Raw genomic sequence first — 14,173 nt, forward strand, 5'->3', positions numbered from 1 at the left:
GCCCGAAGCTGCCGCCGCTGCGGCGGCCCGGCTGCGGCTCGTCGCGCTCGTCCACCATCCCCTCGGCGACGAAACCGGGCTGACGCCCGCGCAAGCCGCGGCGCTCCTCGCCTCGGAGCGCGCGGCGCTGGCCAGCGCCGAGACGGTGATCTGCACCAGCCCCGCCACCGCCGCCCGGCTGGCCGCGGGGTTCGGCGTCGGGCTCGAGCGCATCGTCGTCGCGCCGCCCGGCGTCGATCCGGCTCCGCGCAGCCGGGGAGCGGGCGAGCCGCCGCTGATCCTGTCCGTCGGCTCGCTGATCCCGCGCAAGCGGCACGACGTGCTGGTCGATGCGCTCGCCCGGCTCGCCGACCGCCCCTGGCGCGCGCGCATCGTCGGATCGGCCGCGCTCGATCCCGCCTGCGCCGCGGACCTCGCCGCCCGCGTCGAGGCGGCCGGCCTCGGCGATCGGATCGAACTCCTCGGCGTGGTCGCCGACACCCGCGCCCTGATGGCCGAGGCGGACGTCTTCGCGCTGGCGTCGGAGTACGAGGGCTACGGCATGGCCTTCGCCGAGGCGATGAGCCAGGGCCTGCCCGTGGTGGCGTGCAACGCCGCCGCCATCGCCGCGCTCGTTCCGGCCAACGCCGGCGGACTCGTGCCGCCCGGCGACCCGGAGGCCTTCGCCGCGGTGCTTTCCCTTCTTCTCGACGATCCCGCGCGCCGCGCCGCCGCCGCCGAGGCGGCGTTCCGCGCCGGCCTCGGCCTGCCGCGCTGGGCCGACGCCGCGGCGATCGTCGCGGGCGCGCTCGCCGCTGGCCGCCGCTGATCCCCCGGGCTTCGACGCTGCCTGGCTCGACCTGCGCGAGCCGGCCGACCGCGCGGCGCGCGCCCCCGGTCTGCTCGCGGCGGCCGCCGCGCACCTCGGCGACGGACTCGGGCTCGACCTCGGCTGCGGAACCGGCGCGCTCGCCCGGGCCTTCCCGCCCGGACCGCGCTGGCGGCTCGCCGACCGCGACGCCGGCCTCCTCGCCCTCGCCGCCGCCCGCACGCCGGGCGCCGAGACCTGCCGCCTGGAGCTTGCCGACCTCGACGCCCTGCCGCTCGACGGCGTCCGCCTCGTCGTCGCTTCCGCGCTGTTCGACCTCGCCGCGGAGGACTGGATCGCCGGCCTCGCCGATCGGCTCGCCGCCCACGGCCTCGCCCTCTATGCGGCCCTGACCTTCGACGGACGGCTCGCATTCGACCCGCCTATCGCCGGCGACGCCGCGGTCGCCGCGGCGTTCCGTCAGCACATGCGACGCGACAAGGGGCTCGGCGGACCCGCCCTCGGTCCGCACGCGCCCGGCGCGCTCTGCGCCGCATTCCGCACCCGCGGCTACACGGTCCGCTGCGCCGACAGCCCGTGGCGCCTGCCGCCCGGGGCGCTCGTCTCGGCGCTCGTCGAGGGGATCGCCGGAGCCGCCGCCGAGGCCGGATTCGTCGACGCCCCGGCCTGGGGTCAGGCCCGCACCGCGACCGCCTCCGCCGCCGTCTCCGTCTTCGTCGGCCACGTCGACGTGCTGGCGCTGCCGCCCGCGAGCGCGCAGTCGAAGACGACGTCGGTCTCCAGCCCGTAGACCCGGGTCTCCGGCCGCAGCGCGTCCGACAGGCGGGCGATCGGCGCGGTCCGGAGCCCCGACGGCCCCGACCCGATGATCAGCGGGGCGATGGCGACGTGAAGCCGCTCGAGCAACCCCGCCTCCAGAAAGCCGGCGAGGGTCCGGCCGCCGCCTTCGACCAGCACCCGCCCGAGCCCGCGCGCCGCCAATGTCGCGCGGATCGCCGCCGGCGCGATCCAGCCCTCGCAGGCCGGCAGCGCCACCACTTCGACGCCGCGCGGCCGACGTGTGCTGCACGCCTGCACCACCAGCCGCCGCGCGCCGTCGTCGGCGAAGGCCGCCACGTCGTTCGGCATCCGCCCGCGCGGATCGACGATCACGCGCGCCGGGTTCGGCCCCTCGACCAGCCGCACCGTCAGCCGCGGGTCGTCCGCGAGGGCGGTGCACACCCCGACGATCACCGCATCGGCGAGCGCCCGGCAGCGGTGCAGGTGCGCCAGTCCCTGCTGGCCCGAGACCGCGGTCGCGTCGCCGGCGACCGTCGCCACCCGGCCGTCCAGCGACTGCCCGACCTGCCCGAACCAGAAGGGCGTCCGACCACCCGCGCCCGCGAGCGGCAGGTAGAGCTGCCACGCCGCCCGCTCCGCTGGGCTCCACCCCGGGTCCGGCGCCGGCGCGGCGCCGCCGCGCACGGCGAGGAGCGCGGCCCATACCGCCGCGCTCGCCTCGGCCTGCTGCGCGAAGCCTGTCCCGTTCGCTGGCGCGTGTTCCGTCGTCATCTGTTTGAGACTAGCGTCGGGGCCGGCCCAGTAAAGGACGCAAGCAGCCGGTCGCGCAGATCGGCCATCGCCATCGGCGGGGCGCCGGGGTCCGGCGTCATTCCGGCGGCCCAGCCCCAGCCGGCCAGCCGATCGACGAGGTCCGGCGGGCCGATGACGTGGACCGGCACGTCCCGGCCCGCCCCGACCCCGGTGACGACGGGCGCCGGCTGATGGTCGCCGAGCACGACGACGAGCGGTCCGGTCGCCGCGCGTCGCTCGACGAAGCCCGTCACCGCGCGCAGGCTGTAGGCGATGGCGGCCGCATACTGGGCTCGCAGCCGGTCGCGGTCGCGCCAGATCTCCTCCGGCGCCGGGCCCTCCGCCGCCTGCGCGGCGAAGACTGCGCCGTCGCCGAGCGTCTCCCAGGGCACGAGGCGGGGGAGCGGCGTCCAGGGCGCATGCGACGACACCAGGGCCACTTCCGCAAGGACGGGGGGGCGCCCCGGCCGGTCGAGCTCGGCCCGTTCCAGCGCCGCGAGCGTGAACTGGTCCGGCATCGCCATCCACCCGAAGGCCGCGCCCCCATAGCCCAGATCCGCCGAGGCGAGCACCCGGTCGTAGCCGAACCACGCGCCCTCCGGCCAGGCGAGGGTGATCGCCGGCATCACCCCTACCGTTCGCCAGCCGGCCGCGGCGGCGAGGTGCAGCAGCGTCCGGCGCGGGCTCGACGTCAGCGCGCGATAGCGCGCCTCGCTGTCGACGGTCAGCCCGGAGAGCGCGGTCGCATGGGCGAGCCAGCTTTGGCCGCCGACGATCGGGCTCGCGACGTAGCCCGAGCGCGCCGCGAGCCCGCGCGCCGCCAGCATGTCCGCCGTCTCGCGCAGGGCGGGCGGAACCGCCGCCGCCGCTTCCGGCATCTCCAGCGCGACGCGCCCGTAGGATTCGACGAAGATCACGAACACGTCGCGTCCCGCGAGCGCGCCGAGCGCCGTCCCCGGAGTGGCAGCCGCCGGGTCGGTCGCGGCAGCGGCGCGGAACTCGGCGAGGTCGCGCCGTGCTTGCAGCGCGTCGGCGACATGCTCCTTGGCAAGGCGGGTGGTGAAGGCCGCCCCCGGCGGATCGAACGGCCGCAATGCGTCGGCTGCGACGAGCGCCAGCGCGACCGCCGCCGCCGCCGCCGCCGGCAGGCGCAGCCGCTGCGGAACCTCCAGCCGGGCGAGCGGTCCCGTGGCGCGCCAGAGCCCGGCGGCGACGGCCGCCGCCACGAGAACGACCCCGGCGACGAGCGCGACCGTCGCCGGAAGTCCCAGCGCCCCGCGCGCCAGCCGCACGCCGGCGACCACGAGCGGCCGGTCGAAGGCCAGGTTCGAGGCGCGGCCGAAGGCGAGATGCGCGGCGAGGTCGGCGGCCTTGACCACGACCATCGCCGTCAGCGTCCCGGCCGCCGCCGCCCGCAGGATCCGGGCGCCCGCGCCCCGGGCCAGCGCGAAGGCGAGCACGAGCGCCGGCAGCTCCAGCGGAACGACCGCGAGCGCCCCCCAGGTCGCCGCCCCCGGATGGTTCGGCATGGCGAGCGCCAGGTAGAGCGCGCCCGCGCCCGCGAGGGCGGCGATCAGGCTACGCCCGCGCATAGACGTCCCCCGAGCGCCCGTCGCGCGCGGCGGCCACGAGTGCTGCGCGGAACGCCGCGGCGGCGAGCCAGCGGGGCAGGGCGAAGGCCAGCCGCTCGCCCTGCATGAGGTTGTAGCGTCGCGGCGCCAGCGCCTCGAGCCGGTCGATGCAGGCGAAGGCGAGGTCGAGCGCCGCCGGCAGGTACTCGAACGAGATCCAGTCCACCGGCGCCGACAGCCCGGCCAGAACCTCCGCCTCGTAGCCCTCGACGTCGATCTTGATCAGGCGCGGCAGCCCGTGCGTGGCGATCAGGCTGTCGAGCGTGACCACCGGCGCCGTCTCCTCGGCGTCCCAGGCGACATGGGCGAATCCCGCCGCGCCGCCCATGCGCTCGGCGAAGCCGGGGGCGACGGAGGCAAGCGTCGGGTGCAGCCGCGAGACGCGCAGCGTCGCCTCGCCCGCCGCCGGGCCGGCGGCGGCGCGCAGGAGCGTGACCCCCTCCGGCAGGTCGCGGGCGAGGAAGGCGTGGAAGGCTGCCTGCGGCTCCAGCGCGACGACCCGCGCCCCGGCGCGCGCCAGCGCGTGGCTGCGGTTGCCGACATGGGCCCCGATGTCGAAGGCGAGGTCGCCGGGGCCGACCATCGCCCCGTAGAACCGCGCCAGCGCCCGTATGCGCCACGGCCGCCCGCGATAGATCGCGAGCGAGCGCGCCATGCCCGCGAGGCCGCGCAGGCTCACCGCCCCGCCCGGAGCAGGAACCGCACGTCGACGGCGAACGACCAGCTCAGCGCCGCCAGCGCCGCCGCGGCGATCGCGCCCGACAGCGGCGGCGCGACCGGAGGTGCGAGCAGGAGCGACAACGCCGCGATCTGCGCCACGCAGACCGCCTTGCGCCGGAACGACGGCGGCAGCGGCGCGGCGAGGCGCGGCGCGATCGCGCCGGCCAGCACGAAGACGTAGCGCATCGCCCCGAGGGCGAGCACCCAGACCCCGGCCTTGCCGAGCGCCAGCGCCAGCGCGGCGAGCACGAGAATGGTCAGCGCGTCCGTCTCCATGTCGAACCGGGCGCCGAAGGGCGTGTTCGTTCCCTGCCGGCGCGCCGCCCAGCCGTCGACCCCGTCGAGCGCGAGCAGCGCCCCCGCCGCCGAAGCGGCATACCACCCGCCCGCCCCGGACAGGGTCCCCGGCGCCGCGACGAACCCCGCCAGCACCGCGGCGCCGGCAAGCCGCGCCAGCGTCAGCGCGTTCCCCAGCCCGAATCGCGGCAGCGCGTGGCGCGCCGCGGTGAGGATCACGACCCCGGCGCAGGCGGCATAGACGGCGACGGCGAGCGCCGCGCCGGCCGGCGGCAGCAGCGCGGCGGCGACGCCGCCCGCCACGACGCCGAGCCCCAGCGCCCCCGGCGCGACCGAAGCGCGGGTGGCAGTTGTCGCGAGGGTCATCGTCACCGACGGCTTCCCCTTCGGCGGAAAATCGCTACGTTTCGCGCCGGGGGCTCCGGTCGGGGAACGAGGCCATGGGGTACGGCGTTGTCGCGCGCATCTTCCACTGGGGAACCGTCCTGATGATCGTCGTGATGATCCCTGTCGGCCTGATCATGACACAAGAGATACCACGCTCCATCCAGGACCCGCTCTTCATACTTCACAAGGGGCTCGGGGTCGTGGTGCTCGTGGTCGTGGTCCTGCGGATCGCCTGGCGCCTCGCCAATCCGCCGCCGCCGCTGCCGGCCTCGATCCCGGCCCTGCAACGGCGCGTTGCACGGGCGACCCATCTCGGCCTCTACGCGCTCCTCCTCGCCATGCCGGTCAGCGGCTATGTCCGCGTCATTGCGGGGGGCTTTCCGATCGAGCTTCTGAACGCCCTCGGCGTCCCGCCGCTCCTCGGCAAGAACGAGCCGCTGGCCGCTGCGGCGTCGACGTTCCATTTCGGCGGCGCGCTCGCGTTGATGGCCCTGATCCTGCTTCATGTTGCAGGTGCGTCCTATCACGGACTCGTGCGTCGGGATGGCGTGGCGAGCCGAATGTGGCCGCCATTTTCGACCTGAATTCAGCCTGCTGCGTCGGCTGAATGTCGCCTATCGGGGTTTTGCAGGTGCGAGATGACCTTTAATTCACGCACGCGGCGCCCTACAATGTGGATGCGCGCGACCAGGCGTTGGCGCGGGCTTGATCAGCTGGCACAAAGATGAATCTCCGGACTCCGTCGTCGCTTCTCGCTTCCGCTCTCACGCCGGCGCTCGCGCCGCTTTCCATGCCGGTCCGACCGGTCGACGGGCCGGTGGAAACCCGCGCCCTGCCGCGGCCGCCGGGGGTGGCCATGCGGCGGCTGATCGTCGCGATGCTCGCGGCGAGCGTGGTCGGCCTGCTCGCCTGGGCCATGATCCGCGGCCTCCTCGGGGACGGGCTCCAGTTCGGTGACGCGCTGATCTTCGGCCTCTACCTGCCCAACGTGGCGCTGAATGCTTTCGCGGCCGCGACCGCGCTCGCCGGGCTGTTCTGGGTGCGCCGCCGCCGCCGCGCCGACCCGCCCGCCGAGTGGCGCCCCGCGAAGCGCACCGCGATCCTCATCCCCTCGCGCAACGAGGACATCGCCGGCCTCGGCCAGCGCATTCGCGCGCTGATGGCCGACCTCGGCGACCGCGGACTCGCCGCCCATGTCGACCTTTTCCTGCTCTCCGATTCGGACGATCCCCGCGCCATCGCAGGCGAGGAGCGGCTGGCGATCGAGCTTGCCTGCGGCGGCCGGCCGCGGCTCTACTACCGCCGCCGCCTCGGCAACGAGGGCCGCAAGGTCGGCAACCTGTCGAACTGGCTGCGCCAGTGGGGCGGCCACTACGCCTACATGCTGACCCTCGACGCCGACAGCGTCATGTCCGCCCGCCGCATCGCCTCGATGATCCGGCGCATGGAGACCCGGCCGCGCCTCGGCCTGATCCAGAGCGGCATCCGCCTCTCGGGGGGCTCCTCGCGCTTCGCCCGCCTCCAGCAGCGCGCCGGGCGGCTCTACGGCCCGCCGTTCATCGCCGGGCTCGCCGGCTGGTCGGGGTCCGAGGGCAACTATTACGGCCACAACGCGCTGATCCGCGTCGCCGCCTTCTCGGGCGCGGCCGGCCTGCCGCGCCTGCCCGGCGCCGCGCCGTTCGGCGGCGACATCCTCAGCCACGACTTCGTCGAGGCGGCCTGGATGCGGCGCGCCGGCTGGGCCGTCGAGGTCGACCCCGATTCGGTCGGCAGCGCCGAGGGCGGCCCCGAGACCCTGATCGCCTACCACAAGCGCGATCGCCGCTGGGCCCAGGGCAACCTGCAACACCTGCGGCTCCTGCGCGCCCGCGGCCTGCACCCGGTCAGCCGCCTGCATCTGCTGCTCGGCATCGCCGGCTACCTCGCCGCGCCGCTCTGGCTCGGGCTGGTCGTGGTCGCGATCCTTGCCCACCAGGTCGACGGCATGCTGTGGCCGACCCTCGGCGCCATCGCGCTGATCCTCGTGCAGAAGGCCGCCGGCGTCATCGACCGCCTGCTCCGCCGGCGCGGAGCCTGGGCGCGCCGCATCGTCCTCGGCGCCGCCGTGCGGGAGCTCGCGCTCTCGACGCTGCTGGCGCCGCTGGTCATGCTGCGCCAGACAGTCTCGGTCGCGTCGATCTTCGCCGGCCAGGACTGCGGCTGGAAGCCGCCGGCCGGCGCGAAGAAGGCGGGCGACATGCCGTGGCTGGAGCCCGCCGCCGGCGCCGCCCTGATCGCGGCGGTCCTGCCCGGCCTCGCCACGCCTTGGCACGTGCTGCTGGTCGCGCCGATCGCGGCGCCGCTCCTCGCCGCGCCGCTGATCACGGCCTGGCTCGACGCCCGGCCCGGCACGCGCTTCGCGCTGCCGCTGCCGGCGTTGCAGCTTCCGGGCCGCTACGCGCTCCAGCGGTAGAGCCAGATCTCCGACGCCGGGCGACCGGCGCTCTCCAGGCGCAGACGGAACTCCGTCTGCGCCGCGCCGTTCGGGGCGAAGCTGAACCCGACGCGCGCCAGATTGCCGCCGGGAAGCGGTGCGACGCTGAGCCCCTTCACCTCGCCGGCCGTCGCCTCGAGTCGTGGCGTCACCGTCTCGAAGTCGATCTGGCCGAGGTCGAAATCCACCACGAACACCCGGTCCTCGTGCGGCGCGACGATGGCGCGCCCGGTGCGCGTCGCCGCCACCCGCGCGAGCGGCAGCGGCTCGCCCGGCGTCTGCCCCCAGACCAGCCGATAGGCATAGGCCCGCTCGACACCGGCGCGCAGCGGCTCCTGCGGGCGCCAGAAGGCCACGATGTTGTCCGTGGCCTCGTCGTCCGTCGGGATCTCGATCAGCGTCACCAGCCCCGATCCCCAGTCGCCCGCCGGCTCCACCCAGGCCGAGGGCCGCAACTCGTAGCGCGCCTCGGCGTCCTGGAAATGCTCGAAGTCGCGGAAGCGCTGCACCAGCCCGAACGCCTCCGGGTTCGTGTCGGCAAAGGCCGAGATCTCCACCCGGCCCGGGTTGCGCAGCGGCCGCCACAGGCGCTCGCCGACGCCGTTGACCATCCAGAGGCCGCCGCTGTCATGCACCGCGTCGCGGAAATCGTCGATGTCGCGGCGGCTCTCCGGCCCGAAGTAGTACATAGAGGTCAGCGGCGCGATCCCGGCGGCGTTGATGTCGACGCGGGGGAACAGCCGGCAGTCGACCTGCATCGCCGTCTCGGTCCCGGGCGTGATCGCGAAGGCGTAGGCCCCCGCCACCGAAGGTCCGTCGAGCTGGGCGTAGAGCCTGAGCGTCGTCGCCCCCGCGGCGGGCTCCTCGATCCAGAAGGCCTTGAACAGCGGGAACTCCTCCGGGTCCGGCCCGGCCGTCCCGATGGCGATCCCGCGCGCCGACAGGCCATAGAGCGTGTCGCGCGCCACCGCCCGGAAATAGCTCGCGCCCTGGAACACCGCGAACTCGTCCCAGACATCGGGCCGGTTGAGCGGGTGGCGCAGCCGGAACCCCGAGAAGCCGAGCCCCTGACCGAGCCCCGCCGGCGCCCGCCCGTCCGGATAGGGGAAGTAGTTCGGGCCGAAGGTGAAGAGGTCCGCCGAAAAGTCGAGCGGCCGCGCGACGCCGCCGGAGACGACGTTGATCTCGACCCTCTGGTCGTAGTGGAAGCCCGGCGGCAACAGGTCCATCTGGAACCCGCCGCCGCCCGCGAAGACGCGCGCCTCGTCGCGAAAGCGGATGGCCCGGAAGGCGTCGTAGCTCAGCCCCGCGAACGGCTCGCTCAGCGCCATGCGCGGGTCCGTGAACGGCTCGGCCGCCGCGGCGCGGGCGCGCGCGATCACCGTGTCGAAGCCGAAGGGCGCGGCGTCCTGTGCGTGGGCCGGCGTCGCGAGCCGGGGCAGGGCGGCGCCGAAGATCCCGGCGAGCGCGGTTCCGATCAGGCTGCGGCGATGCATTGGCGCTCCAGATTGTATGCGTTCCGATCCGGGCTCTTGCCCCTCGCGGCTCACCTACGGGCTTCGCCCCGGAGGCTCAAGGGTCGGGGGTCTCCTCGACGAACACGACGCTGCGCGCGGGGACGATGGCCTCCGGCCATGCCCAGCCGGGCCGCGCCGGCAGCCGCAGCGCGACTTCGGGGCCCCGGTTCAGGACCACCGCGATCCGCCCCGCTCCCGGGCGCGCCAGCGCCATCGCCAGCGCCGGGCCGTTGGCGTCCTCCCAGTCCGCTTCCGTCATCGCGGCGCCCTCCGGCGTAAGCCAGGCGACGTCCGGCACGCCGTCCGGCCCCGCCGCGCCGGTCAGCAGGCGCGGATCCGCCAGCGCCGGCGTGGCGCGGCGCAGGGCGGCTAGGGCGGCGACGCAGTCCTCGAGCGCGCGGTCGCGGTCCTGCCAGTCGAGCCAGGTCATCGGATTGTCCTGGGCATAGGCGTTGTTGTTGCCATGCTGGCTGTGGCCGAACTCGTCGCCTGCGGTGATCTGGATCGTGCCGCGCGAGGCGAAGAGCGTGGCCATCAGCGCGCGCAGGTCGCGCGCCCGCGCCGCCCGGACACCCTCGTCCCCGGTCGGACCTTCATGGCCGTTGTTCCAGGAATGGTTGTCGTCGTGGCCGTCGCGGTTGTCCTCGCCGTTGGCGAGATTGTGCTTGTGGCGATAGGAAACGAGGTCGGCGAGGGTGAACCCGTCATGGGCGGCGACGAAATTGACGCTCCGCGTCGCCGGCGGCGCGAACACGTCGCTCGATCCCGCGATCGCCGTCGCGATCTCGCCCGACATGTGCCGGTCGCCGCGCCAGAACCGCCGCACCCGGTCGCGGTAGCGGTCGTTCCATTCCAGAAACCGCTCCGGGAACCGCCCGAGCTGGTAGCCCCCCGGCCCGATGTCCCAGGGCTCGGCGATCAGCACCCGGTCGGCCAGGACCGGATCGGCCAGCATCTCCGCCAGCAGCGGCGCCTCCGGGTCGAACCCCGTCGCCGTCCGCCCGAGGACCGGGGCGAGGTCGAAGCGGAGCCCGTCCACCCCCGCCTGAAGGACGAAGTGCCGCAGCGCATCGAGGATCAGCCGGCGCACCACCGGGTGCTGGCAGGCGAGCGTGTTGCCGCAGCCGGTGTCGTTGACCAGCCGCCCGTCGGGCGCATGCCAGTAGTACGCCCGCGCGTCGAGCCCGCGCATGGAGAGCGTCGGCCCGAGCGCGTCGCTCTCGCCGGTGTGGTTGTAGACCACGTCCAGGATCGTTCCGATCCCCGCCGCGCGCAGCGCCGCGACCGTCGCCCGCAGCTCGGCGATCCCGCCCGGGCAGAGCCGCGGATCGGGCGCCAGCATCGCGATAGGGTTGTAGCCCCAGCCGTTCGAGAGCCCGAGCGGCGGCAGGTGGCGCTCGTCGATCCAGGCGGTGACCGGCATCAGCTCCACCGCATCGACGCCGATCCGCGTCAGGTGCTCGATGACGGCGGGATGCGCCAGCGCCGCCACCGTGCCGCGCAGCACGGCGGGGATGTCGGGATGCAGCATGGTGAAGGGCCGCACCGGCAACTCGTAGACGAGCCCGCCCGGCCGGAACAGCGGCGGCGGCGGCGCGATCGGCGGGGGCAGGGCGGTCGCCACCGCCTTCGGCACGAGCGGCCCGGTGTCGGGCGCATCGAGGCGGGGATGCGCGAGGTCGGGGTGGTATGCGAAGGGCCGGTCGAGCGCCAGCGCATAGGGATCGACGAGCAGCTTCGCGGGATCGAACCACAGTCCGGCAGCAGGGTCGTACGCCCCGTCGGCGCGGTACCCGTAGCGCGCCCCGGCCCCGAGGCCGGGCACGAAGGCGCGGAACACGCCCTCCGCATCGCGGTCCATCACGACGCGGGCGATCTCCGCGTCGGTCTCGTCGTGGAGGCAGAGCCAGATCCGCTCCGCGGTCCGCGACCAGACGCCGAAGCGCACGCCGTCGGTCCCGACAAGCGCCCCGAGCGATCCCTGCGGCGCTTCCGGACGCGAAGCGGCAGGACAGGCCACGACGCAGACGTCCTATGTGACTACACGAAATTCGCGAAGTGCTGTTCGAAACTGATCGCGCCTTTCGGCTGGAAACTGATCCATAAGAAGCTGATGGATGGACTGATTATCGGCATCACTCTTGGCGGGACTTAGTTCAAACGACCATGTTGACCAATTACTGCTGTCAACAGCAGTGATCACTCCAATGCCATTCTTGCCTGCAACCGCTAACACGTTGTCAAATAGGGACTTTTCATCAGAATTTAGAGCAGATGGAAAGTTAACGATCATCAAATATGCATAGTGGCTTCTGCTCTTGTGGGACAGCGCCTCATACACAGCCAAGACATCTAGTGTTTCGAAGCGCTTGACTTCTATAGTTCTGACTTCCCCTTCATGTCGAGAAGAAAATATCCAATCAGAGATTGTGCAAAGAATAATATCCGGCCTGCTCCACTTCCCTCCCGTAGTGCGACGACCTTGCAAGGCAGTCTTTGCACAAAAGACCTTCGTGTACCCTAGCTGATCGTTCCAATGTGCTTCAATCTGCGATATAATCGGGTCGTAATGGTCAAGTTCCCCGCTGAATTCATCGCGCGCAGCTTCAGCTGCAACATCAACGAGGTCGGCATCGCTTCTGGCCGGTTCCTCAATCAGGTAGATACCCCCATTCCGGCCTTGCCTTCGCTCAATCTTACCTTGATCAACAAGATGTTGCTCAGCGTCCCAGTATGCAGGTGTCGGTTTTCCGTTCAGTCCATCAATTTTTTGCCATAGGCTGGACCGAGTAAGTCGGCGGTCGCTGGCATCTTGGAGATGCAAGACAATGCTCTTTTTCAGGGTGCTTTTACTCGGAGACTTCATTTGGGCACCTCTGCCTGCTTCAGCAGGCGCTTCAAGTTGAATGGGATTGCCGTGTGTTCGAGCGAGGGTTCGTGGTCCGATAGCGCCCCCCGGACATACCGCGGTTCGCGGGCAAAGCCACTCTCGATCTGGACGAATGCCGCGAGGGGCGCAGTTGCCGCGCCTGTCCGGGCCGGCAGGCGCGGCGCGATTTCTCACGGGCCAGATCGCGCGGGCAAATCAGCGCCGACACGACATCGGCCCCGGCGGCGCACGGATCAGCGACCGCGCTCAGGTGATCACGTCCGGCGCGGCCCGGCCGGTCCGCTCCCGGATCTGCGCCAGCGCCTCGGCCGCCGCGATCAGGTCGGCCAGCGCCTCGGCCGTCTCCATCCCGTGCCGCGACGGGTCGGGCTCGAACCGCTCGATATAGACCCGCAGGGTCGCGCCCGAGGTGCCGGTGCCCGACAGCCGAAACACCACCCGGCTGCCGCCCTCGAACAGGATGCGGATCCCCTGATGCTTGCTCTCCGACCCGTCGACCGGGTCGAGATAGGCGAAATCGTCTGCCGCCGCGACCGTCAGCGGCCCGACCTTCGTGCCGGGCAGCGACTTCAGCCTGTCGCGCAGGGCCGCCACCAGCCCGTTCGCGGCGTCGCTGTCGATGCCCTCGTAGTCGTGCCGCGCGTAGTAGTTGCGCCCGAACTCCGCCCAGTGCTTCGTCACGATGTCCTTCACCGGCTCCTTGCGCGCGGCGAGCACGTTCAGCCACAGCAGCACCGCCCAGAGCCCGTCCTTCTCGCGGACATGGTTCGAGCCGGTGCCGGCGCTCTCCTCGCCGCAGATCGTCGCCATGCCGGCGTCGAGCAGGTTGCCGAAGAACTTCCACCCCGTCGGCGTCTCGTAGAGGCCGACCCCGAGCCTTTCCGCCACCCGGTCGGCCGCGCCGCTCGTCGGCATCGACCGCGCTATCCCCGCGAGCCCGCCGGCATAGCCCGGCGCGAGATGCGCGTTCGCGGCGAGGAGCGCGAGGCTGTCCGACGGCGTGACGAAGATCCCCTTGCCGATGACGAGGTTGCGGTCGCCATCCCCGTCCGAGGCGGCGCCGAAGTCCGGCGCCTCGGCGCTCATCATCAGGTCGTATAGTTCCTTCGCATGGACGAGGTTCGGGTCGGGGTGATGCCCGCCGAAATCGGGAAGGGGGGTCGCGTTCTTCACCGTGCCCGCCGGGGCGCCGAGCCGCGTCTCTAGGATCGCCAGCGCATAAGGCCCCGTCACCGCGCTCATCGCGTCGAAGGACATGCGGAACCCGCCCGCGAACATTGCGGCGATGGCGTCGAAGTCGAAGAGGCTTTCCATCAGCTCGGCATAGTCGGCGACCGGGTCGATCACCTCGACGTTCATCCCCCCGACCTCGGAGGTTCCCACCGTGTCGAGGTCCACGTCCGGCGCCTGCACGATGCGGAACTCGTCGATCTCCTTCGTCCGCGCGAAGATCGCCTCGGTGATCCGCTCCGGGGCCGGGCCGCCGTTGCCGATGTTGTACTTGATGCCGAAATCCTCGGTCGGCCCGCCGGGGTTGTGGCTGGCCGAGAGGATGATGCCGCCGAAGGCGCGGTTCTTGCGGATGACGTTCGACGCCGCCGGCGTCGACAGGATGCCGCCCCGGCCCACCAGCACCCGGCCGAAGCCGTTCGCCGCCGCCATCCTGATCGCGACCTGGATCACCTCGCGGTTGAAGTAGCGGCCGTCCCCGCCGATCACCAGCGTCTTGCCCCCGAAGCCTTCGAGGCTGTCGAAGATCGCCTGCACGAAGTTCTCGACATAGTGCGGCTGCTGGAAGTGCGGCACCTTCTTGCGCAGACCCGAGGTGCCGGGCTTCTGGTCGGCATAGGGGGTCGTCGCGACGATCTCGATCATTTG

Annotated in this window: 12 protein-coding genes; 4 read left to right on the forward strand and 8 right to left on the reverse strand. The window is 72.7% G+C overall.

The genetic code is table 11. The features are described 5' to 3' along the window. The coding region (locus tag KBA23_RS04050) for a glycosyltransferase family 4 protein (RefSeq protein ID WP_290737094.1) at positions 1 to 808 on the forward strand (808 nt) is incomplete at its 5' end. A gap of 466 nt (positions 809 to 1,274) precedes the next feature. Continuing rightward, positions 1,275 to 1,598: a hypothetical protein gene (locus tag KBA23_RS04055; RefSeq protein ID WP_290737095.1), complete on the forward strand. Its 324-nt coding sequence runs from the start codon at positions 1,275 to 1,277 to the stop codon at positions 1,596 to 1,598. On the opposite strand, the gene KBA23_RS04060 is transcribed toward KBA23_RS04055, so the two are convergent. From KBA23_RS04060 to KBA23_RS04075, 4 genes are read right to left on the reverse strand one after another with little or no spacing between them, the layout of a single operon-like run. Continuing rightward, positions 1,481 to 2,359 (reverse strand): RibD family protein, encoded by an 879-nt coding sequence (locus KBA23_RS04060; protein WP_290737096.1) that lies wholly within the window; start codon positions 2,357 to 2,359, stop codon positions 1,481 to 1,483. The genes KBA23_RS04055 and KBA23_RS04060 overlap by 118 nt on opposite strands. Next, on the reverse strand, positions 2,356 to 3,972 hold the full coding sequence (locus tag KBA23_RS04065; RefSeq protein WP_290737097.1) for a sulfatase: 1,617 nt from the start codon (positions 3,970 to 3,972) through the stop codon (positions 2,356 to 2,358). Before KBA23_RS04065 ends, KBA23_RS04060 begins: the two co-directional genes overlap by 4 nt. Next, positions 3,959 to 4,690, reverse strand: a complete 732-nt coding sequence (locus KBA23_RS04070; RefSeq protein WP_290737098.1) for an FkbM family methyltransferase — start codon at positions 4,688 to 4,690, stop codon at positions 3,959 to 3,961. Before KBA23_RS04070 ends, KBA23_RS04065 begins: the two co-directional genes overlap by 14 nt. After that, entirely contained in the window at positions 4,687 to 5,394 is a 708-nt protein-coding gene (locus KBA23_RS04075; RefSeq protein ID WP_290737131.1) for a CDP-alcohol phosphatidyltransferase family protein, read from the reverse strand. The genes KBA23_RS04070 and KBA23_RS04075 overlap by 4 nt, the downstream gene beginning before the upstream one ends. Positions 5,395 to 5,468: 74 nt before the next feature. On the opposite strand from KBA23_RS04075, the gene KBA23_RS04080 reads away from it, so the two are divergent. Then, positions 5,469 to 5,999 carry a cytochrome b/b6 domain-containing protein gene (locus tag KBA23_RS04080; protein WP_290737099.1) on the forward strand — a complete coding sequence of 177 codons (531 nt, stop codon included), beginning with the start codon at positions 5,469 to 5,471 and terminating at the stop codon, positions 5,997 to 5,999. A gap of 140 nt (positions 6,000 to 6,139) precedes the next feature. Further along, a complete protein-coding gene (gene mdoH / locus KBA23_RS04085) occupies positions 6,140 to 7,867 on the forward strand; it encodes a glucans biosynthesis glucosyltransferase MdoH (RefSeq protein WP_290737100.1) in 1,728 nt (575 codons plus the stop codon). Here the strand turns inward: mdoH and KBA23_RS04090 are convergent. The 4 genes from KBA23_RS04090 to KBA23_RS04105 all read right to left on the reverse strand — a co-directional run bounded on the left by KBA23_RS04090 (position 7,849) and on the right by KBA23_RS04105 (position 14,170). Beyond that, the gene (locus KBA23_RS04090) at positions 7,849 to 9,384 is read right to left on the reverse strand and encodes a glucan biosynthesis protein (RefSeq protein WP_290737101.1); all 1,536 of its coding nucleotides are present in this window, start codon (positions 9,382 to 9,384) and stop codon (positions 7,849 to 7,851) included. The two genes, mdoH and KBA23_RS04090, sit on opposite strands and share 19 nt — an antisense overlap. A gap of 76 nt (positions 9,385 to 9,460) precedes the next feature. Then, entirely contained in the window at positions 9,461 to 11,425 is a 1,965-nt protein-coding gene (glgX, locus tag KBA23_RS04095; protein ID WP_290737102.1) for a glycogen debranching protein GlgX, read from the reverse strand. Between the two features lie 12 nt (positions 11,426 to 11,437). Beyond that, on the reverse strand, positions 11,438 to 12,271 hold the full coding sequence (locus KBA23_RS04100) for a hypothetical protein (RefSeq protein WP_290737103.1): 834 nt from the start codon (positions 12,269 to 12,271) through the stop codon (positions 11,438 to 11,440). A 270-nt stretch (positions 12,272 to 12,541) separates the two neighbouring features. Continuing rightward, positions 12,542 to 14,170, reverse strand: coding sequence for an alpha-D-glucose phosphate-specific phosphoglucomutase (locus tag KBA23_RS04105; protein WP_290737104.1), 1,629 nt, complete (start codon positions 14,168 to 14,170; stop codon positions 12,542 to 12,544). Between the last annotated feature and the right edge of the window lie 3 nt (positions 14,171 to 14,173).

Origin of the sequence: Amaricoccus sp. (genome assembly GCF_017995835.1) — a bacterium.
Lineage (GTDB): Bacteria > Pseudomonadota > Alphaproteobacteria > Rhodobacterales > Rhodobacteraceae > Amaricoccus.